General features: G+C 66.8%; 17 protein-coding genes and 2 riboswitches. Of the genes, 13 read left to right on the plus strand and 4 right to left on the minus strand.

Going from position 1 to position 19,937, the window contains the following annotated elements; all coding sequences use genetic code 11:
- Nucleotides 1-34: 34 nt before the first annotated feature.
- Genes ASG77_RS14260 through ASG77_RS14270 form a run of 3 tightly spaced genes read right to left on the minus strand, consistent with a single transcriptional unit; the run spans nucleotide 35 to nucleotide 4,425 of the window.
- Nucleotides 35-1,678, minus strand: coding sequence for a DNA repair helicase XPB (locus tag ASG77_RS14260; protein ID WP_056346637.1), 1,644 nt, complete (start codon nucleotides 1,676-1,678; stop codon nucleotides 35-37).
- A gap of 13 nt (nucleotides 1,679-1,691) precedes the next feature.
- Entirely contained in the window at nucleotides 1,692-4,181 is a 2,490-nt protein-coding gene (locus tag ASG77_RS14265) for a helicase-associated domain-containing protein (RefSeq protein ID WP_056346638.1), read from the minus strand.
- Nucleotides 4,182-4,191: 10 nt separating this feature from the next.
- Nucleotides 4,192-4,425 carry a hypothetical protein gene (locus ASG77_RS14270; protein WP_056346643.1) on the minus strand — a complete coding sequence of 78 codons (234 nt, stop codon included), beginning with the start codon at nucleotides 4,423-4,425 and terminating at the stop codon, nucleotides 4,192-4,194.
- Nucleotides 4,426-4,671: 246 nt separating this feature from the next.
- On the opposite strand from ASG77_RS14270, the gene ASG77_RS14275 reads away from it, so the two are divergent.
- Genes ASG77_RS14275 through ASG77_RS14285 form a run of 3 tightly spaced genes read left to right on the plus strand, consistent with a single transcriptional unit; the run spans nucleotide 4,672 to nucleotide 6,990 of the window.
- On the plus strand, nucleotides 4,672-5,055 hold the full coding sequence (locus ASG77_RS14275; protein ID WP_056347308.1) for a cold-shock protein: 384 nt from the start codon (nucleotides 4,672-4,674) through the stop codon (nucleotides 5,053-5,055).
- A 9-nt stretch (nucleotides 5,056-5,064) separates the two neighbouring features.
- Nucleotides 5,065-5,610 (plus strand): DUF3027 domain-containing protein, encoded by a 546-nt coding sequence (locus tag ASG77_RS14280; protein WP_056346644.1) that lies wholly within the window; start codon nucleotides 5,065-5,067, stop codon nucleotides 5,608-5,610.
- 45 nt (nucleotides 5,611-5,655) lie between these two features.
- Nucleotides 5,656-6,990 carry an MFS transporter gene (locus ASG77_RS14285; protein ID WP_056346645.1) on the plus strand — a complete coding sequence of 445 codons (1,335 nt, stop codon included), beginning with the start codon at nucleotides 5,656-5,658 and terminating at the stop codon, nucleotides 6,988-6,990.
- An 85-nt stretch (nucleotides 6,991-7,075) separates the two neighbouring features.
- Here the strand turns inward: ASG77_RS14285 and serC are convergent, their stop codons facing one another.
- Entirely contained in the window at nucleotides 7,076-8,206 is a 1,131-nt protein-coding gene (gene serC / locus ASG77_RS14290) for a phosphoserine transaminase (RefSeq protein ID WP_056346647.1), read from the minus strand.
- 277 nt (nucleotides 8,207-8,483) lie between these two features.
- Between serC and ASG77_RS14295 the strand changes: the two genes are divergently transcribed.
- From ASG77_RS14295 to ASG77_RS14340, 10 genes are all read left to right on the plus strand, one after another.
- Nucleotides 8,484-9,179, plus strand: a complete 696-nt coding sequence (locus tag ASG77_RS14295; protein WP_056346649.1) for a metal-dependent transcriptional regulator — start codon at nucleotides 8,484-8,486, stop codon at nucleotides 9,177-9,179.
- 173 nt (nucleotides 9,180-9,352) lie between these two features.
- Nucleotides 9,353-9,565, plus strand: a riboswitch (cyclic di-AMP (ydaO/yuaA leader).
- A gap of 3 nt (nucleotides 9,566-9,568) precedes the next feature.
- Nucleotides 9,569-10,393: a M23 family metallopeptidase gene (locus tag ASG77_RS14300; RefSeq protein WP_056346651.1), complete on the plus strand. Its 825-nt coding sequence runs from the start codon at nucleotides 9,569-9,571 to the stop codon at nucleotides 10,391-10,393.
- A gap of 148 nt (nucleotides 10,394-10,541) precedes the next feature.
- A riboswitch (cyclic di-AMP (ydaO/yuaA leader) is annotated at nucleotides 10,542-10,704 on the plus strand.
- Between the two features lie 70 nt (nucleotides 10,705-10,774).
- Nucleotides 10,775-11,446: a C40 family peptidase gene (locus tag ASG77_RS14305; protein WP_056347310.1), complete on the plus strand. Its 672-nt coding sequence runs from the start codon at nucleotides 10,775-10,777 to the stop codon at nucleotides 11,444-11,446.
- 169 nt (nucleotides 11,447-11,615) lie between these two features.
- Nucleotides 11,616-12,362, plus strand: coding sequence for an NlpC/P60 family protein (locus tag ASG77_RS14310; protein ID WP_056346653.1), 747 nt, complete (start codon nucleotides 11,616-11,618; stop codon nucleotides 12,360-12,362).
- Between the two features lie 236 nt (nucleotides 12,363-12,598).
- Nucleotides 12,599-13,099: an HNH endonuclease gene (locus ASG77_RS14315; protein ID WP_056346655.1), complete on the plus strand. Its 501-nt coding sequence runs from the start codon at nucleotides 12,599-12,601 to the stop codon at nucleotides 13,097-13,099.
- A 94-nt stretch (nucleotides 13,100-13,193) separates the two neighbouring features.
- Entirely contained in the window at nucleotides 13,194-13,904 is a 711-nt protein-coding gene (mobA, locus tag ASG77_RS14320; protein WP_056346657.1) for a molybdenum cofactor guanylyltransferase, read from the plus strand.
- Nucleotides 13,901-14,194 (plus strand): DUF6457 domain-containing protein, encoded by a 294-nt coding sequence (locus tag ASG77_RS22265; protein ID WP_056346664.1) that lies wholly within the window; start codon nucleotides 13,901-13,903, stop codon nucleotides 14,192-14,194. Before mobA ends, ASG77_RS22265 begins: the two co-directional genes overlap by 4 nt.
- Nucleotides 14,160-15,596, plus strand: coding sequence for a molybdopterin molybdotransferase MoeA (locus ASG77_RS14330; RefSeq protein WP_082576061.1), 1,437 nt, complete (start codon nucleotides 14,160-14,162; stop codon nucleotides 15,594-15,596). The genes ASG77_RS22265 and ASG77_RS14330 overlap by 35 nt, the downstream gene beginning before the upstream one ends.
- A gap of 126 nt (nucleotides 15,597-15,722) precedes the next feature.
- Complete coding sequence (gene fdhD / locus ASG77_RS14335; protein ID WP_082576062.1) at nucleotides 15,723-16,658, plus strand: formate dehydrogenase accessory sulfurtransferase FdhD; 936 nt, start codon at nucleotides 15,723-15,725, stop codon at nucleotides 16,656-16,658.
- Between the two features lie 138 nt (nucleotides 16,659-16,796).
- Nucleotides 16,797-19,832 carry an alpha-mannosidase gene (locus tag ASG77_RS14340; RefSeq protein ID WP_056346666.1) on the plus strand — a complete coding sequence of 1,012 codons (3,036 nt, stop codon included), beginning with the start codon at nucleotides 16,797-16,799 and terminating at the stop codon, nucleotides 19,830-19,832.
- Nucleotides 19,833-19,937: the final 105 nt, after the last annotated feature.

Consider the following 19,937-nt stretch of genomic DNA (forward strand, 5'->3'; position numbering starts at 1 on the left):
ATCCCCATCGCCTGACAGGAACAGCGGGTGGCCGTTAGACGGCGCCGACATCCTTGGCGTCCATGATCCGGTAGGCATAGCCCTGCTCTGCCAGGAAGCGCTGCCGCTTGGCCGCGAAATCCTGGTCCAGGGTGTCCCGGGCCACCAGCGAGTAGAAGCGGGCCGCCCGGCCGTCCTTCTTGGGGCGGAGCAACCGGCCCAGCCGCTGGGCTTCCTCCTGCCGCGACCCAAAGGAACCGGAGACCTGGATGGCCACCGAGGCCTCGGGCAGATCGATGGAGAAGTTGGCCACCTTGGAAACCACCAGCGTGTTCACGTCGCCGGAGCGGAATGCATCGAAGAGCTTCTGCCGTTCTTTGACGGACGTATCGCCCTTGATGACGGGAGCCTGCAGGCGCTCGCCGATCTCGTCCAGCTGGTCAATGTATTGCCCGATCACCAGCAGCTGCTCGCCCTGGTGCCGGGCCACCAGCTGTTCCACGATGAGGGTTTTGGACTCGGACGTGGCGCACAGCCGGTACTTGTCCGCGTCCTCGGCCATGGCATAGGCCACGCGTTCGTCCCGGGGCAGGTCAATGCGGACCTCCACGCAGTCCGCGGGGGCGATGTAGCCCTGGGCTTCGATGTCCTTCCAGGGCGCGTCGTACCGTTTGGGCCCGATGAGGCTGAAGACCTCGCCTTCGCGGCCGTCCTCGCGGACCAGGGTGGCAGTGAGTCCCAGCCGGCGGCGGGCCTGCAGGTCCGCGGTCATACGGAAGATCGGCGCCGGCAGGAGGTGCACTTCGTCATAGATGATCAGGCCCCAGTCGTGGCCGTCCACCAGCTCCAGGTGCGGGTACAGGCCGCCGCGTTTGGTGGTGAGGACCTGGTACGTGGCGATGGTGACCGGGCGGACCTCTTTGACCGCGCCCGAGTACTCGCCGATTTCGTCCTCCGTCAGGGACGTCCGCTTGAGCAGCTCGTCCTTCCACTGCCGGGCCGCCACCGTGTTGGTGACCAGGATGAGGGTTGTGGTGGAGCTCGTGGCCATGGCTGCGGCACCCACCAGCGTCTTCCCGGCCCCGCAGGGCAGCACCACCACGCCGCTGCCGCCGGCCCAGAAATTCTCGGTGGCGAGCTGCTGGTACGGGCGGAGCTTCCAGCCGTTCTCGTTCAGGGCGATCAGGTGGGGTGTGCCGTCCACGTAGCCGGCCAGATCCTCCGCCGGCCACCCGATTTTCAGCAGCAGCTGCTTGAGCTGGCCGCGCTGTGAGGAGTGGACCACAATGGTTTCGCCGTCGATCCGCGGCCCCAGCAGGGGCTGGATCTTTTTGGCCCGGATGACCTCCTCCAACACCGGGTAGTCGTCCGTGCGCATCACCAGGCCGTGCTGCGGGTCCTTCTCCAGCCGCAGCCGCCCGTACCGCGACATGGTCTCTTCGACGTCGATCAGCAGCGAATGCGGCACGGGGAACCGCGAGTATTTGAGCAGCGTGTCGAGGACCTTCTCCGCGTCCAGGCCGGCGGCGCGTGCGTTCCACAGGCCCAGGGGCGTCAGGCGGTAGCTGTGCATGTGCTCCGGGGCGCGTTCGAGCTCGGCGAAGGGGGCGATGGCGTGGCGCGCCTCGGTGGCCAGTGCGTGGTCCACTTCGAGCAGGATGGTTTTGTCACTTTGGACGATCAGCGGGCCGTCGTTCACGCGGGGCAGTCCTTCACTGGCGCAGTTCTTCTGCGGCCTCAATGTCGATAATGCGGTGGATGGAGAGTACGCGCTCGGTTTCCTTGGCAGGATCAAAGACCCTGACGCGTCCGCCGTTTACGGAGAGGGGAACAACTGTTTCAAGGCAGGAATTCCCCTGGCTGTCCACCACGTTCATGCTCACAAGCTGCTTGAGCCGGATAGCCCGCTGCAGGGTCTCCAGGCCAAGCTGGGTCGCGGCTTCGCCGGAGCCAGCCACCGGGCCTGCGTGGTTCCCGGAGGCTTCAGCCCGCCTGTTCCGCAGGACGGCCAGCTGCGCGGCGACGTCGTCCTCGGCGGGCGCGGTCCGCGGCGCCGTGTAGACGGGGCGGGCGCTGCCGGGAACATGGTTAGTGCGGCGGAGCCGGACCACTCCGGGCTCGGCCTGGTCCACCGACGGCGAGAGGCCCAGTCCGCGCAGGACCTGGGCTGTTTCCCGCGGCGGAGCGGTGGAGATCAGTACCGTCGGCGCAATGCGGGCCAGCCCCAGGCCGGCGGCTTTGGACTCCGCCGCCAGCTCCAGCACCGTTGCCTCATCATCGCTTTGGATAAAGCTGGCGGCCGTTCCCACCCGGAGCCGGCCGTGCCGGGCCGCGGTGTCCTCCACCAGGTATTCCAAGGGCTGGGGCACGGCCGTGGCCGAATGCTCACGCAGGAACTCCAGCAGGCTCGAGGCGTCATGCCCGGCGTCCAGCGCCCGCCGGACCGAGTTGGCGGAGAACCGGTAGATAGTGGCGGGCCCGTGCCCCTCGGCGTCGGCCATCACCAGTAGCTTTTCGGTCAGCTCCGGAGCCAGGTAGCCCGGGGCAACTGCGGTCAGGTCCGCCTGCAGCAGGACGTGGTTCAGTGCCGCAGGCAGGTGCTCGCCCAGGATGCCCAAGGCTTCGTCCGGATTGTCTTCGGCAATGGCGCTGCCCAGCTGGCTCAATGCACCGGAGCCGATCAGTCCGAGCAGCTCCGCTTCCGCGAGCACACCCCTGATCAGGGAACTGAACCGGCGGGCCATCCGCGGCTGCGTCCATTCAGCCCGCTGGAGGACGGCCGCAGCATCCAGGACCGGTGCCGTGCCGTCCGCAGCGGCAGCCTCCTGGGTGAGTTCCTCCAGGATTTCCAGGATCCGCTTCCTGACCACCGGGGCGTCCGGCCGCTGCGCCTCTGCCGAAAGGGCATTAACGGTGTTCCCGGCCAGGGCGCGGTGCGCGGCGGGAACGCCGCCGGGGCCGTTAGCGGGCTGACCCACCAGTGAAGGCACACGCTCGCTCGCGAGCCAGGCATTGACCAGCCACAGCCACTGCTCCTGGCGGGGGAGGGCCAGCCACTCCAGCTGCGGGGGCTGCACCCACGAGGACGAGTCCACATCAAGGCGCAACAGGCCGGCGAGGGCGCTGACCTCCAGCAGCAGGCCCGCCCGGTGCTGGTCGATGCGAAGCGTCTCGGCCAGCCGCTTCATTTCCCGGACACCCACGCCGCCGCTGCGCAGCGTGGCCAGCGGCTGTTCGCGGACGGCGTGGAGGAGGTCACCCACCAGCCGGAGGGTTTCGGCGATGGCGCCCAGCGCCGCGTTCCGGCGAAGCGCAGCGGTGGTGCTGCCCAGCTCCGGAACCGGCGGGGACAGCGAGAAGTCATTGATGATGGCGCCGCCACGCAGCGACAATCCCACGCTATGCGGCAATTCCACGTGCGCGGCGTCCAAGGGGACCAGCAGGCCCCGGGCCAGGAGCCAGTCAACGGGCCCGACGTCGGCGCCCTGGTTCGAGACCGACGCTTTCCGTTGCGCCTGGGGGACGGCACCCATGGCCCAGTTGCGGAATTTGGCGAGCAACGCCGTCGTGCGTTCCGGGGCTCCGGCCAAAGCCTCGCCGAGTGCCTCGGGCGAGGATGTCCAATGCTGCAGCGCGAGGGCTGCCTCCATGGGGGTGGTGGCGTTCTGGATGGAGACGCCGCTGCGGCGCAGCTCGGCAACGAGCTGGACTGCCCGCTGGGCAAACGCGGGCTGGAGCCGGACCAGCTCGGTGTAGCTGCGCCCCAGCCCCGCAGGATAGATTCCCACCACGTCCTTGAGGCTTCCCACCGGCAGGTAGTAGCGCTGGCGGTGGCCCGAAACGGCCGTTCCATGCGGCGGCTCTGCCCGGTGCACCAAAGCCAGTTCCTGGAGCGAGGCCAGGATGCGTTCCAGCGCCGCCACCGTGGACCCTGCAATGAGTTTCCGGACGCCCGCCGCCGAGGCGCTGTGTTCGGTGTCCGTGTTGGTACACAGGTGCAGTGTTTCCAGCACCTGCATCTGTGGCCTGTTAAGCCGCTCGAGCGCGCGCTGGACGCTGACCCGCGCACTCGCCCGCGCGGCAAGGGCGGAAAAGTCAGGAACTGCGGGGGACATAAGGTCCGGCCGCGCTGCAAAGAGCGCCCGCAACGAGTCATCGCTGCGTGCTTCCAGTTCTTTGCTGAGCGCGCGAATAAGGGACATCAGTCCAACGTTACCGCCCGCCGGACTTTCCTGCCCGGCGCCGTCCCGCCACGCTGTCCAGCACCAGGAAAAGCATCAGCAGGAACGCCACAGGCAACCCGTACAGGGCAGTGGCAGTGACCCAGGCCGGAGCAGCGGAGCCTGCGAAGGCCAGTGCCATGACGGCTCCCACCGCCACGAGGGAAAGCATGGCAACAACCGCTGCGAAGATCATCAGTGGGCGCCGGTATCGCGAGGGTGTCATGCAGGCAACGCTAACAGCCGGGCGGCCGGTGGTGGCGCCACAGGCGGCCGTGAGCGGCGGGCACACAGCCGCAGGAAGGCGGCAGGACGAAGGGTGCGTGAAAGCAGGATTCCGGCCCCCGGCAGGATAACCTTGAAGAACAGACCAACACGGTCCGTCGCTGTCATACCCTGAACCCGCACATCGGTGCGGATGCGGTGACTGCCGGCCGTGTCAGAAGACGTCAGAACGAAGAAGGTTGATTACGTGCCTACCGGCAAGGTCAAGTGGTATGACAAGGAAAAAGGTTTCGGATTTCTCGCAGGCGAGGACGGCCAGGAAGTCTTCCTGCCCAAATCATCGCTGCCCGAAGGCATCACGGAGCTGAAGGCCGGCACCCGGGTTGAGTTCGGCGTTGCCGACGGCCGCAAGGGTGCACAGGCCCTGGGCCTGCGCGTCCTGGACAAGACGCCGTCTATCGCCAAGGCCAAGCGGCCCAGCGCCCGGGACCTTGCGCCGCTGGTCCAGGACCTGGTCAGCGTGCTGGACAACCTCTCCGGAACCCTGTCCGCGGGCAAGTACCCGGAAGGCAACAAGGGCAAAGCCATCGCGGCTGCCCTGCGTAAGGTTGCCGACGAGCTGGACGTTTAGGTCTTGGCCATGAACGCGGAAGCTGAACAGCCGGACACCACAACAGCGGAGAAAGCAGGCGCCAAAGCCGAGGCCAAGCGCCGCGCAGGCGTGCCCGCATGGCGTACCGGAAAGCCGGATGCCTTCCTCGCCGCTGCCGTTGGCGAGGCGCGAACCGCCATCGAAGGCATCGCGGCGGCGTCGGACATCGGTGCGCACCTGGCTGCCAAAAGTGAGGGCGACCGCCTGGTCACCCACCTCTTCGAATCAAGAATGGCCGGCTACCACGGCTGGCAGTGGTACGCGGTCCTGACCAGGAACTCCCGCTCCAAGGTGGTCACGGTCAGCGAGCTTGGCCTCCTGCCGTCGGAGGACTCCATCCTCTCCCCGGAGTGGGTGCCGTGGGCCGAGCGCGTCCGCCCCGAGGACGCACAGGCGGCAGAGGAAGAGGAGCCGCGCGCTGCTGAGGCTTCCGCTGCGGAGCCGGACACTTCGCACGCCGAGGCTGACACTCCCGGGTCCGAAGACCGGGACGAAGAATCCGAAGACGACGACCCCGCCGGCGAGGCTGACTAAGCAGTTGCTAATGCGCAGGGTTGAGAACCAAGAAGGCCGGGCCTGATGTCCACCTTCAAATCCCTGCACATCCTCAACTACCGGATCTGGTTCCTCGGCGCGCTGGTTTCCAACATCGGAACCTGGATGCAGCGGACGGCCCAGGACTGGCTGGTGTTTGACCACCTCTCCGATCACGACGCCGGGGCCATGGGCATCACCATGGCGCTGCAGCTGGGGCCGCAGCTTTTCCTGGCACCGGTCGCCGGCCTCGTGGCGGACCGATACAGCCGCCGGCAGCTGCTCATCATCACCCAGTCAATGATGGCCATCCTGAGCACCGGCCTGGGCATCCTCGTGGTGCTCGGCGCCGGCCAGCTGTGGCACGTCTACGGCTTCGCCCTGCTGCTGGGCATGGTCTCCGCCCTCGATGCCCCGGTGCGGCAGACCTTTGTTTCTGAACTGGTGCGGGACGACTACCTGCCCAACGCCGTGGCCCTGAACAGTGCCTCCTTCAATGTCGCCCGGATGATCGGGCCCGCCGTGGCCGGCGTCCTCACCGTAGCGGTAGGTCCCGGCTGGGTGTTCCTGATCAACACCTTCACGTTCCTGGCCATGCTCCTGAGCCTGTGGAAGATCCCCGCCGCGTCCTTGCGGCGGCTTCCCAGGGCGGCCCCGGGCAAGGGCCGGATCCGGGAAGGGCTGCGCTATGTGCGGTTCCGGCCGGACATAGTGGTGGTCCTGGTGGCCGTGTTCATCGTGGGAACACTCGGCCTTAACTTCGTGCTGTTCATCGCCGCCATGGTGGGCACGGAATTCGGGCTGGACGCCAGCGCGTTCGGGCTCATGAATTCCATCATGGCCATCGGTTCCGTGGCAGGCGCACTGCTTTCCGCCGGCCGCGGCAAGCCCCGCTTGCGGATGATCTTCGGCGCGGCGGCTGCCTTTGGGGTGACCTCGGGACTGGCCGCGCTTGCCCCGGACTACTTCTGGTTCGGCGTCGCGCTGGTGCCGGTGGGCCTGTCCGCGATCACCATGATGACCAGTGCCAACGGCTACGTCCAGACCACCACCGATCCCGTGATGCGGGGCAGGGTCATGGCCCTGTATATGGCCATCTTTATGGGCGGCACACCCATCGGCGCCCCGTTGGTGGGATGGGTGGCCAACGTCGCCGGCCCCCGGTGGTCGCTTTCCGTTGCGGCCGCTTCCGGGATTATCTCCGCCGTGATCGGAATGATCTGGATCATCCGCGCTCAGCGGCTCCGGCTCACCTTCAACCGGCGCGCCCGCGGCCTGCGGTACTTCGGCGTCGTCTCCCATCTGGGCGTCCAACAACCGGGGGACAACGCAAAGGGCGCCGCCCGGGACGAAAACCCGGACGACGCCGTCGGACGCTGACAAACTGGCGCCACCACAACACAGCGCGAACGGACACTTGGGGCCCCGGTTCCTGGGCCCCAAGTGTCCGTTCGCGCGGGAGGATCTACTTGCGCAGTTCGCCCACCACGTAGTCGATGCTTGCCAGCAGCGCGGAGACGTCAGCCGGCTCGATGGCAACAAACGTGGCGATCCGGAGCTGGTTGCGGCCCAGCTTGCGGTACGGCTCGGTGTCCACGATCCCGTTGGCGCGGAGCACCTTGGCGATCGCGGCGGCGTCGATCGAGTCGTCGAAGTCGATGGTGGCGATGACGTTGGAACGGTCCTCCGCCTTGGCCACGAACGGGGTGGCGTACTCGGAGGCCTCGGCCCAGGAGTAGATCCGGCCGGCGGAGTCAGCGGTGCGGGCGGACGCGAAGTCCAGGCCGCCGTTGGCGTTCAGCCACTGCACCTGGTTGTCCAGGGTTACCAATGTGCTCAGCGACGGCGTGTTGTAGGTCTGGTTCAGCTTGGAGTTGTCGATGGCGGTCTGAAGGTCCAGGAAGTCCGGGATCCAGCGGCCGCTGGCCTTGACCCGGGCGGCGCGTTCCAGCGCGGCGGGGGAGAAGAGGCCCAGCCACAGGCCGCCGTCGGACGCGAAGTTCTTCTGCGGGGCGAAGTAGTAGACATCGGCCTCGGAGACGTCCACGTCCAGGCCGCCGGCTGCAGAGGTGGCGTCCACCAGGACCAGGGAGCCGGCGTCGGCGCCCGCCACGCGCTTGACCGGAGCCGCGACACCCGTGGAGGTTTCGTTCTGCGGCCAGGCGTAGACATCCACGCCTGCCTCGGCGGCCGATACCGGGCGGGTGCCGGGCTCGGACTTGATGATGGAGGAGGCGTCCAGGAACGGGGCCTTGTTGGTGGCCGAGGCGAATTTGGAGCCGAACTCGCCGAAGGACAGGTGCTGGGCCTTCTTTTCCACCAGGCCGAAGCTGGCGACGTCCCAGAATGCGGTGGAGCCGCCGACGCCGAGGACCACTTCGTAGCCTTCGGGGGCACGGAAGAACCGGCTGAGGCCTTCACGGACGGAGCCCACGAGGTTCTTGACCGGAGCCTGGCGGTGGGAGGTGCCCAGGATGGTCTTGGACGCCGCTGAGAGCGCTTCGAGCTGCTCCGGCCTGACCTTGGAGGGTCCTGCGCCGAACCGTCCATCCTTTGGCAGGAGGTCGGCGGGAATAGTGATGCTGGTTTCGCTCACGGGGGCTCCAATTTCGGCATGGACGTGGCTCACGTCCGGGCGGTGGGGTGGCCGGTAGTCGGCGGTGACTGCATAAGGACCTCCTTTATTCTGCCTGAACCCTCCGATTGGGCGGGAACCGGCGCCGTCATAGTCCGGCCAATGAGACCGTTTGTCCCCGCCCGGGGATTATCCAGACAAATTCAAAATAGGCTAAGCTTTTTAGCGGACCTCGCCGCTGAGCGGGACGCGATACGGTGGGACAACGCAAGGTACTGCGCTCGAGGAGCTGAGCTGGATGACGGATCTGATCGATACTACGGAGATGTATCTTCGGACCATTTTGGAGCTTGAAGAAGAGAACATCGTTGCTCTTCGCGCACGCATCGCCGAACGGCTGCGGCACTCCGGACCCACGGTGTCCCAAACCATCGGCCGGATGGAACGCGACGGACTGGTAGTGGTCTCCGGAGACCGCCACTTGGAGCTCACGGAAGCCGGGCGGAAACGCGCCACGGAAGTGATGCGCAAGCACAGGCTCGCGGAACGGCTCCTGGCGGATGTGATTGGCCTGGACTGGGCCTATGTCCACGATGAAGCGTGCCGCTGGGAGCATGTGATGAGCGAACGCGTCGAGCAGCGCATCTACGAATTGCTCAACCACCCAACCGAATCTCCGTACGGCAACCCCATCCCCGGGCTGGCCGCCCTGGGCGGGCCGGCGCCCGAGCTCCCTGACGCCGGTGTGATTAATCTCCTTGATGCGATGCAGGGCTACGGGCCGGCGTCGAACGTGACAGTCAGCCGGCTGGCTGAGCCCATCCAGGTGGAACCTGAGCTGCTGGTCCAGCTGGATGAAGGCGGGATCAGGCCCGGTGCCACGGTGTCCCTGGAGCGCGTAGGTGAGTACATTTCCGTGCGCGTGCCGGGAATCGAAGGGGCGCTCGAGTTGCCCCCGGAAGTGGCATCCCACGTCTTCGTTTCCGTCAGCTGACGGGAAGGCGGTCCGCCGTGTGGGTCCGTGCGTGGGGCCGTGCCGTAGCGCAGTGACGACCGGTTCCGCAAAGATAACGGAATTGTTACTGTCCAGGTTAATCACCTATAGTTTGAAGCTCAGCGTCGATACAAAAGCGTTACCTGATCCGGAGCCGAGCTCTGCCAGCGGATCAGGTGCATCAGTCAACAACTGGCAGAGGCGGGGGAACCACAACCGGCAGTCGTAAGACTGCCTTGGGGTTAAGTCCGTCAGCAGCAAGCCTCTTCCAGCGAAGGATCCTCACGGGATATCTCTGCGCCAAGTGCTTGTCACGGCGGACCGGGTCTTTGAACTCTCTGACCCGAATCCGACAGCTAACTTCGCAGGCTATCCAGAGAGGAACATTCTTGACCACGCAATACTCCAGGGGCCGCCGTCGCGCGGTGGGTCCCGCCTCGGCGCCCAGCGTGGCCGGGGATTTCACCGCGGAGAGGCCCCGCGACCCGCAGCGGGAAGCCCGCCGCCGCCGGGGACCCTTCCGGCAGATGACGGATTTCGCCGCCGCCAGTGGCCTCGGCCAGAAGGCCGGCATCGCCTTGGCGGCAACAGGCTTGGCTCTCACCGTGACGGTTCCTGTGACCGGCCCCGTGATGGCCACTCCGGCACCCGGCCAGGCTGCGTCAGCCGTTTCCGCTGCTCCGCAGCCCGAAGTTACCGCCGAAGCCGCCGCCCAAATCGATTTCAGCCGCTCGTCCGTGGTGACCCAGGGTGATCCCGACGGGAAATTGAAGCAGCTCCTGAGTGCCCAGTCCGCGGGATCCATTACCCGCGCCGCCTCTGCCGGAAGCCTCGGCGCGCCGCTCGCCCAGCTGGCTACGGCCTCACCCTTCGGATTCCGGGTCAGCCCGATTACCGGCGGCTCCGGCGACTTCCATCGTGGCCAGGACTTCGTGGCACAGTGCGGAACCTCTGTCCTGGCTGCTGCCAGCGGCACCGTGACCTTCGTGGGCTGGCACCAGTACGGCGGCGGCAACCGCGTGGTGGTCGATCACGGCAATGGCCTTGAAACCACCTACAACCACCTCTCCTCCGCCACCGTCAGGGTAGGCCAGACGGTCAGCCGCGGCGACGTGGTTGCCCTCAGCGGCACCACGGGCGCATCCACGGGCTGCCACCTCCACTTCGAGGTCCAGATCAACGGCGAAGTCGTCGACCCCACCGGCTGGCTCTGACCCAAATGATGGCCAACTCTCGAATCGCAGCGACGTGCCGTGACCTGAACGTGACATTGGCTCGGAACTCCTGTAACGTCTAAAGCGCGTCAACTTTTCCGAAGTTGACGTTCTTGAGTGGATTGCCTAGCTCTGCCACCGCTCAAGGTCCGTTCGCATGACATCGTCTGGCAGGGGCGGGGGAACCAATTTTGGTCTTCGATTCTGAAGGCCTTGGGGTTAAGTCGCAAAGCTTCCACTGTGAAGCGGCGCGGCCGGGTGACTCCCATCCGAATCCGACAGCTCACCTCGCAGGCATTGGGAGAGGCTACCTTCGTGTCTTCACGCCATACTTCTGCGCGTCACCGCGCACAACCGGTTCGCACTAACCCCTTGGGCTCCGTGTCCAAGGCCGTCAGTGCCAATGCCGGGACCGTAGGTCGCCAGGCTGCTGTTATCGCAGCTGCATCAGGTCTGATCCTGAGCATGGGGCTTCCGGCCAACGCCGCGGATACCACCGCCGGCGTTTCCGCCTCTACCGAGTCCGGTTCCGCGCAGACGGCACTCGCCGTAACTGCCGCGCCCACGGCTACCGTTTCCTTCGAACGCCCCGTCATCAAGACGACGCCGGCGCCGAAGGTTGAGACGGTCCGTGCGCAGTCCACGGCCTCCGAAACCGGGGCTCGGTCTGCCGCAACCGAGGCCGCGGCCTCCAAGCTCGCTGACACTGTCTCCTCCGCCGCCGCTTCGGGTCTGGCAGCACTTGCCTACACCGGTATCGGCCACCCCTACGTCTGGGGCGGCACCACTCCCAATGGCTGGGACTGCTCCGGCTTCACGCAGTGGGTCTACGCCCAGGCCGGCATCAGCATTCCCCGCACCAATGCCTGGACGGCCATGCGGCCCACCGCCACACCGGCCCCCGGTGACCTCGTCATGCAGAATGGCGGTGCCCACGTTGGCATTTACGTCGGCAACGGCATGATGATCAGCGCACTGAACCCGTCACAGGGCACGCTGCTCCACTCCGTGGCATCCACGGGCGGCGGATCCTTCTTCACGCTGGCCCCGTAGTTCCTGCATTCCAGTAGTTCCTGCAGCCTCGTGCTGCCGGAGCCGTTCTTCGCTGGAACCTTTTCGCTAAATCCCCGTTCGGGGCGTGCCGGCGTACCCCCAAGATGCCGGCGCGTCCAAAGCCCCTGGACTGCCACGCGGTCCTGAGGAACACGAAAGAGAGAAATTAATGACTACACGTGCAACTGTTGCACGGCACCGCGCCGAGGTCGCCAAGACCAACTCGCTGGCTGTCATTGCCAAGGCTGTCGGCGACAACGCCGGCGGCATGGGCCGCCAGGCTGCGGTTATCGCTGCTGCTTCCGGCCTTGTCCTGACCAGTGGTATCGCTGCGAACGCGGCTGACACCGGCGTCCAGCGTGAAGCTGCGTCCGCTTCGAACCTTGAGGCTGAGGTTTCCGCCCCGGCCATCATTTCGGCTGCTTCCACCATTGCCATCTCCTACGAAAAGCCCGCAGTGACCACCACGCCGGCTCCCGTTGAGGCTCCCGAGCCGGTTGTTGAAGCTCCGGCTCCGGCCAAGGCCGCGGCAACCATCAAGGTAGCGTCGGCAACTCCGACTGCTCCCTCGGCTCCGGTTGCCGCCAGCGGCAAGGGTGCTGCCATCCTGTCCGCTGCTTACGCACAGCTCGGCGTCAGCCAGGACTGCACCATGCTGGTGACCAACGCCCTGGCCGCCGTGGGCATCAACTACCACGGCTGGCCGGCAGGGTACCTGTCCCTGGGTCAGACCGTCAGCGCTGCCGAGGCCCAGCCCGGCGACCTGATCTATTACGCCGACGGCGGCGCGGGCGTGGCCCACATTGCCGTATACGCCGGCAACGGCCAGGCAGTGCACGGCGGCTACAACGGCAACCAGACCGTTGTCTTCAGCGCCAACGTTGGCTCGGGACCGGTCTTCATCCGCGTGTCCTAGCAGCTGATCCAGCCTTCGAAGGACCCTCGCCTCACGGCGGGGGTCCTTTGCTGTCTGCGGGCTGCTGCCCTGATCCGGAGAGATGTACGAATCCGACACGTGACGGCGGCCGCTTCTGCGATTAGCTGATCCCGGGATTCTTTGTTTACTCTTGTGGTGTCGATCCATAGCCCGGATATGCCGGGGGCAGCCGGCCCTCGTGCCCCTGACGGGTGCGGCCACAAAGAGGTACGTGCATGCGCACTCTCGTTCTGAATGCTGGATATGAACCGCTGGCGGTAGTCACCTTCCGCCGGGCGCTGGTGCTTGTGCTCACGGGCAAGGCCAGTGTCATTGCCGAGGGCGATGATCCCGTGGTGGGACCGCAGGAGATCCTGGGCCGCCCGTCCGTGATTCTCCTGAACCGTTACATCCGCCCCAGATACAACCAGAGCACCGCAGTCTCCCGCCGCGGAGTCCTGCGGCGGGACGGCCACCGGTGCGCGTATTGCGGCAAAGGTGCCCACACCATCGACCATGTGCAGCCCAAATCACGTGGCGGCGCCGACTCCTGGGAGAACCTGGTGGCCGCGTGCCTCCGGTGCAACAACACCAAGGGTGACCACACACCGGCTGAAATGGGCTGGAAGCTGAGGTTTGATCCGGAACCGCCGCATGGCACCATCTGGCAGATCAAGGAACTTGAGAAGCCCACTCCGGCCTGGGATCCGTTCCTGCTGCCTGAGCGGGCCGCCTGAGCGGGCCGCCTTGTTCCGGTCCGCACGGTAGTTCCATCCCGCACGCTAGTTCCAGCCCGCGCAGCATTCCAGCCCGCGCGGTTAAGCTGGGAGGGTGGACGCTGACCCCCTCAACTTCGATGCCGTCATCCTCGCCGGCGGCCGTTCGTCGCGGCTCGGTGGCGTGCCCAAACAGAGCCTGACGTACAACGGCGACTCCCTGTTGCGCCGCTCCGCCGCCGCTGCGAGGGGAGCCCGGGCCGCCGTCGTGGTTGGTCCGGACACCAGGGAGGTGCCGGCCGGAGAAATCCCTGCCGGATTTCTCCGTTGCCGCGAAGAACCCCCCTTTAGCGGTCCCGCGGCCGCCATCGCGGCCGGGCTCGCGGCCCTGTCCGCCGCGGGTGGCAGCCGCCCCGGGCTGACGCTGATACTGGCCTGCGACATGCCCAACGTAGCGCAGGCGGTGGCGGTGCTGAGGGCTACTTTGCGTGCGCAAGGACCCACTGCCCGAGCGCCCGCGGGCTTGGCACCGGGCGGTGTGGTGGCCGTCTCGGAGGATGGCCGCCGTCAGCCGTTGGTCGGTTTTTATAGCACGGCCGCGCTACAACGTTCCGTGGCGGAACTGGAAAGCACAGGACGCTTAATCAACGGTTCGGTGAGGGCACTCCTTGCTAGTCTGGACGTGCAGCTTGTCGCCGTTCCGGCCGGCTCCACGGCAGACGTGGACACCTGGGACGATGCCGCCGCACTTGGAGTGGCCGGTCCGGATCCCCTAGCCGGGTTCCGGGGCAACACTGCCGCAGACGATTTGGGAGGCAGAGCGTGAAAAGCCAGGAAGAGACGCTGGAAGAATGGTGCAGGTCCTTGCTCCAGGCGTATGAACTGGAGGACGTCCAGATCGACGTCAACACCATCCTGTCGCTGGCAGGCGTGGCAGCCCACTCAGTGGTCCGCCCCGCCGCCCCGCTCACCACCTTTATTGCCGGTTTCGCCGCCGGACTGGCTGCGGGAGCAGGGCAGGCCACCAACGCCGCCGCCATGACCGCTGCCATGGACCGTGCCCGCACCCTGGCTGCTGACTATGACGCCGAATCCGCCGGGACGCCCGTCGAATGACTCCCGTTCAGTGACGGCCGCCCCCGGCGACGTATCCGAAAATCCCGAGCAGCAGACAGCCCCGGTAAAGCACCTTGCCCACACCTGGGATGAGGCGCGCAGGGCCGCCTTTGATATCGCCACGCCGATTCCGCCGGGCCGGGTTCCCCTTAACCAGGCGCTGGGCAGGGTCCTGGCAGAAGACATCACTGCGTTGCACGACATGCCGCACTACGCGTCGTCTGCGATGGATGGATGGGCCGTCAACGGCAGCGGTCCGTGGATCGTGGCGGAAGCCGGCCAGCGGCTGGCACCCCACCAGGGCAGCCCCATTGTCACCGGCGGACTGATTCCGCCCGGCGCCAAAGCGGTCCTGCGCAGCGAAAGTGCCTTGCTAGGAACGGACGACGACGGCCTGCCGCTGCTGATGACCGGCGGCACCGCCCGCCCCGGCGAGCCCGGGAACGGCCAGCACATCAGGAAGGCCGGCGAGGAAGCAGCGGCGGGGGAGGTGCTGGTCAAAGCCGGCGTAACACTGAACCCCGCCCATCTGGCGGTCGCGGCCCTGGCCGGGCACGATGACCTGCTGGTCCAGGGCAAGCCGGTGGTTAAACTCCTGCTGACCGGCTCCGAAGTTGTGGCCCACGGGCTGCCGGTCCCCGGTCAGGTCCGGGACACCTTTGGCCCGCAGCTCGCGGCCGTCGTGGAAATGCTCGGCGGTATCAACGGCGGCCAGGAACGGATCGGCGATTCCTACGCCGAGTGGCTGGACGGCCTGGCGGACCTCCCGCCCGAGGTGCCGGACGTCTCCGTGCTGCCGGCCGACGTGGTGATCACCACAGGCGGTACGGGCGTCTCGGACACCGACCACCTCCGCCGGGCGGTGGCGGAACTGGGCGGGCGGCTGGTCATCGACGGCATCGCCATGCGCCCCGGCCATCCGGCTGTCCTGGCCGAGCTCCCCGACGGGCGCTTTGTCCTGGGGCTCCCCGGAAACCCGCTGGCGGCCATGATGGCCTTGTCCACGGTAGGCGAACCGCTCCTGGCGGCGCTGGGCCACGGCACCATGCCGCCGGTGCAGGAGGTCCCGTGCGGGACCACCATCGAACCGGAGCCGGGCCGGACCAGGCTGATGCCCTTCCGCCTGCTCTACGGGATGGCGTCACCGGCCAAGCACACGGGTCCCGGGATGATGCGCGGGCTGGCGTCGGCGCACGGGGTGATGGTTGTTCCGCCGCACGGCGTCCAGCTGGGTGAACCCGTCCCGGCGTTCGCCTTGCCGTGGGGACCGCCGGTGCCCGCACCCGAGCAGCCGGGCACCAAGTCCAAGGGCAGGTCCGCCGCGAAGCCGGCCACCCGGGCAGCTGGCAAGGACGCTGCGAAGCCCGCCGGTCCGGTGGACTGGAGTGCCCTGCTTGGATAGGCGCCATGCTGCGGAACCACGTACGCCACAGCCCGCCCCGTGGTGCGATGATGGACCTATGAACAGCGCCAGCCGGCAGGTCCGGAACGTCCACGGGGCCCTTCAAGACAGTCTGGCGGTTCGCTGATGGGGCGCGTGACGCAGCGCCGCAAAGTGCACAAGTACGTGTTGGACGGCTCACCCAATGCCCTTGAGTTCCCGGTCCGCCACCGCGAGGACGTCCTCGCCGTTGAAGAGCCGCTGGAAATCCGGATCGGTGCGCTGTCGTTTTCGGTGACCATGCGGACGCCCGGGGACGACTTTGACCTGGTGGCCGGGTTCCTGGTGTCCGAGGGGATCATCTGGGCTCCCGAGCAGCTGGTGTCGTTGCGTTTCTGCGCCGGCGAGGACGAAGACGGCGTCCAGACCTTCAATGTGGTGGAAGCCCAGCTGCGGCCCGACGTCGAACTCCCGGCGAAGGGACGGAACGTCTTCACTTCCAGCTCCTGCGGTATCTGCGGCACGGATTCCATCGAGGCAGTGCGCAAATCCTCCCATTTCAGCCCGGCGGCGGACCCTTTGACCGTGCCCGCTGACGTGCTGGCGTCCCTGCCCGGGCGGCTCCGCGAAGCCCAGGACGTATTTGACGTCACCGGCGGAGTGCACGCCGCGGGCCTCTTCCGCATAACGGACGACGGCGGCGTGCAGCTCTTGTGCCTCCGCGAGGATGTGGGACGCCACAACGCCGTGGACAAGGTGGTGGGCTGGGCCCTGCGGGAGCGGTTGCTTCCGCTGGCTGGGCTGGTCCTGCAGGTCTCGGGCCGCGCGTCGTTTGAACTCGTCCAGAAAGCCGCGTTGGCGGGCATTCCCGTGCTGGCGGCGGTGAGTGCGCCGTCGAGCCTGGCTGTGGAGCTGGCGGAGGCCAGCGGCATGACCCTGGCAGGATTCAGCCGGGGCACCAGCCTGAATATCTACGCCGGGCAGGGCAGGATCACGCTGCCCCCCGCGCACGTTCCCACGCAGGTTCCTGAGCAGGTTCCCGGGGAGGACACGGCAGCGGAAAGCGCGAAGATACCGGGATAGAAAACAGGGGCTGTACCTTCGGTGAAGATTCCCGGTGACGCTTGGATATTGAGCTACTAGCCGGTAGATTTTATCCATCGATTGGACGCGTTGGTCCGGATTCGAGTACTCCAGTTCAAGCACCTAAGAGGGTTTACATTGCATGACGACCGCCGGATCACCGAAGTCCGCCTGGACCGGTTCGTCCGCGAGCGGATCATTCCCGCCGTATACGCCCGCACCGTTCCGCTGAACCTGAGCAGCTGGGATGCGCCCGGCGAGCCTGTGTCAGTGATGGAGGCCCTGCGGAATCACTTCACGCCGCAGGAACACGGTGCTGCCTGGGGCCAGCCGTGGGGCACAAAGTGGCTTCGCCTGCAGGGCGACGTCCCGGAGGCCTGGGGCACGGGGCCGGACACCGCTGTGGAAATTGTGGTGGATCTTGGCTTCATCAACGAAGCCCCAGGATTCCAGTGTGAGGGAATCGCCTGGCGCCCGGACGGCACCATCATCAAGGCCATTTCGCCCCGCAACCAGTACATTCCCCTGAAGCTCCTGGGCAGCGGCATGTCCGTTGACTTCTATGTTGAAGCGGCCGCCAACCCGGACATGGCGCAGGGCTGGACCTTCGCCGCCACACCCTACGGGGATAAGGAAACGGCAGGCACGGCGCCGCAGTACCGGCTGGGAAGGATCGCCATTGCCGAACTCAACCAGACGGTCTGGGAACTCCAGCAGGATATCTGGACCCTCGCCGGGCTGATGCACGAACTCCCTCCGGAGCAGCCGCGGCGCCATGAGATCCTCCGCGCGCTGGAGCGCATGATGGACCAGATGGATCCCGACGACGTCCCCGGCACCGCCGCAGCCGGGCGGGCAACCCTGGCCGAGGTCCTGTCCAGGCCCGCCTACGCTTCCGCCCATCAATTGGTGGCTACGGGCCACGCGCACATCGATTCGGCCTGGCTCTGGCCGGTGCGCGAAACCATCCGCAAATGTGCCCGGACGTTCTCCAACGTGGTGGCGCTGATGGATGAGGATCCGGGCTTTGTGTTCTCCTGCTCCTCAGCCCAGCAACTGGCCTGGATGAAGGAGTTCTACCCCGAGCTTTTCGGCCGGATCCGGGAGAAGGTCAAGGCCGGGCAGTTCGTTCCGGTGGGCGGCATGTGGGTCGAGTCGGACACTAACATGCCCGGCGGCGAGGCCATGGCCCGGCAGTTCATTGAGGGCAAGAACTTCTTCCTCGACGAGTTCGGCGTCGAATGCCGCGAAGCGTGGCTCCCGGATACCTTCGGCTACTCCGCGGCCCTGCCGCAGATCGTCAAGGCGGCGGGCAGCCGCTGGTTCCTCACGCAGAAGATCTCGTGGAACCAGGTCAACCGCATGCCGCACCATACCTTCAACTGGGAAGGCATCGACGGCACCCGGCTGTTCACGCACTTCCCGCCCGTTGACACCTACAACGCCGAGCTCAGCGGGCGCGAACTGGCGCACGCCGAGCGGAACTTCCGCGACCACGGACGCGGGAACACCTCGCTCGTCCCGTTCGGCTACGGCGACGGCGGCGGCGGGCCTACGCGTGAAATGCTGGCTGCGGCCAGCCGCACCGCAGACCTCGAAGGTTCGCCCAAAGTCCGTGTGGGTTCCGCCGAGAGTTTCTTCGCGCAGGCGGAGCGCGAGTATTCCTCCCTGCCGGTCTGGGTAGGCGAGATGTACCTGGAACTTCACCGCGGCACATACACCAGCCAGGCCCAGACCAAACGCGGCAACCGGCGCAGCGAACACCTGCTCCGCGAGGCCGAACTCTGGTGTGCCACCGCCGCTGTCCGCGGCGCCGGTTCCTTCGAGTACCCGGCAGCAGAGCTGAAGCGGCTCTGGCGGCTGGTGCTGCTGCAGCAGTTCCACGACATCCTGCCCGGTAGCTCCATCGCCTGGGTCCACCAGGACGCGGAACGCAACTATGCCGCCATCAGCGCCAGCCTCGAAACCCTCCTCGGGCAGGCAGCGGCCGCGCTCCTCGGCGAGGGGTCGCGGACGTTCCTGCTCAACGCCGCACCGCACGCGCGCAACGGCGTTCCGGCCTTGGCTGCCGCAGAGCTTTCGCCGACCGGCCAGCCGGTCCAGGCAACCGCTCTGGATGGCGGTTACGTGCTGGACAACGGCATCATCCGGGCTGTCCTGGATGCCGATGGCCTGCTTGCCTCCCTCACCGACTACGCCACGGGACGCGAAGCCATCGCTCCGGGAGCGCGCGGCAACCTGCTGGAACTGCACCGGGACACCCCTAACGAGTGGGACGCCTGGGACATCGATGAATTCTACCGCCGCAACGTCACCGCCCTCACGGCGGCGCAGGCCATGCGGGTGGAGCACGCCGGAACCAGTGCCGTTGTGGTGGTGGAGCGGGTCGCCGGCTCGTCACCGCTCACCCAGCGGATCACGCTGGATGCCGGCAGCGGCTCCCTCACCATCACCACCATCGTTGAGTGGCAGGAGAGCGAGAAGCTGCTCAAGCTGGGCTTCCCGCTGGACGTCAGGGCGGACCGCTCCGCCTCGGAGACCCAGTTCGGCCATGTCTTCCGTCCCACCCATGTCAACACCTCGTGGGAGGCCGCCAAGTTCGAGATCTGCGCGCACCGCTGGATCCACGTGGCCGAGCCCGGCTACGGCGTCGCAATTTCCAACGCGGCCACCTACGGGCACGATGTCACCAGGAGCGTACGGGATTCCGACGGCGGGACCACCACCTCGGTGCGTCTCTCCCTGTTGCGTGCACCGAAGTTCCCGGACCCGACGGCGGACCGGGGCCATCAGGAACTGACCGTGACCATCCGGCCCGGAGCCGGAATCGCCGACGCTGTGGAGGAGGGGTACCGCACCAACCTTGCACCCCGGCTGGTGAAGGGCGCCCGCGGCGTGGAGCCGCTGTTCTCCGTGGATAACCCGGCCCTGGTCATCGAGGCGGTCAAGCTTGCCGAAGACGGCTCCGGTGATGTTGTGGTCCGCCTCTATGAGTCCCTGGGGCAGCGGTCCGCCGGCGTGCTCACGGCCAACTTCCCGGTCACGGCCGTCCAGGCCACGGACCTGCTGGAGCGCGCCACCGACGCGCCGGGCGTCACCACTGCCGCAGCAGAGCAGTCGGTGGAGCTTTCGCTGCGCCCGTTCCAGCTGGTCACCCTGAGGTTCACGCTGTAATACACATCGATTGCTCCGTAGGGGCCGTTTTGAGGGCTCAAAAGGGCCCCTACGGAGCACTCGATGAGGGTTGGCCGTTAAATGGCTGAGTGGGGGCGGTCCCCA

Source organism: Arthrobacter sp. Soil762 (genome assembly GCF_001428335.1).
In the GTDB taxonomy this organism is placed as follows: Bacteria; Actinomycetota; Actinomycetes; order Actinomycetales; family Micrococcaceae; genus Arthrobacter.

What these genes read in the sequence shown, in the direction of transcription:
- ASG77_RS14265 (WP_056346638.1), bottom strand. Translation starts at nt 4,181, where the DNA reads ATGTCCCTTATTCGCGCGCTCAGCAAAGAACTGGAAGCACGCAGCGAT.
- ASG77_RS14270 (WP_056346643.1), bottom strand. Translation starts at nt 4,425, where the DNA reads ATGACACCCTCGCGATACCGGCGCCCACTGATGATCTTCGCAGCGGTT.
- ASG77_RS14280 (WP_056346644.1), top strand. Translation starts at nt 5,065, where the DNA reads ATGAACGCGGAAGCTGAACAGCCGGACACCACAACAGCGGAGAAAGCA.
- ASG77_RS14285 (WP_056346645.1), top strand. Translation starts at nt 5,656, where the DNA reads ATGTCCACCTTCAAATCCCTGCACATCCTCAACTACCGGATCTGGTTC.
- ASG77_RS14295 (WP_056346649.1), top strand. Translation starts at nt 8,484, where the DNA reads ATGACGGATCTGATCGATACTACGGAGATGTATCTTCGGACCATTTTG.
- ASG77_RS14310 (WP_056346653.1), top strand. Translation starts at nt 11,616, where the DNA reads ATGACTACACGTGCAACTGTTGCACGGCACCGCGCCGAGGTCGCCAAG.
- ASG77_RS14315 (WP_056346655.1), top strand. Translation starts at nt 12,599, where the DNA reads ATGCGCACTCTCGTTCTGAATGCTGGATATGAACCGCTGGCGGTAGTC.
- ASG77_RS14330 (WP_082576061.1), top strand. Translation starts at nt 14,160, where the DNA reads ATGACGCCGAATCCGCCGGGACGCCCGTCGAATGACTCCCGTTCAGTG.
- fdhD (WP_082576062.1), top strand. Translation starts at nt 15,723, where the DNA reads ATGGGGCGCGTGACGCAGCGCCGCAAAGTGCACAAGTACGTGTTGGAC.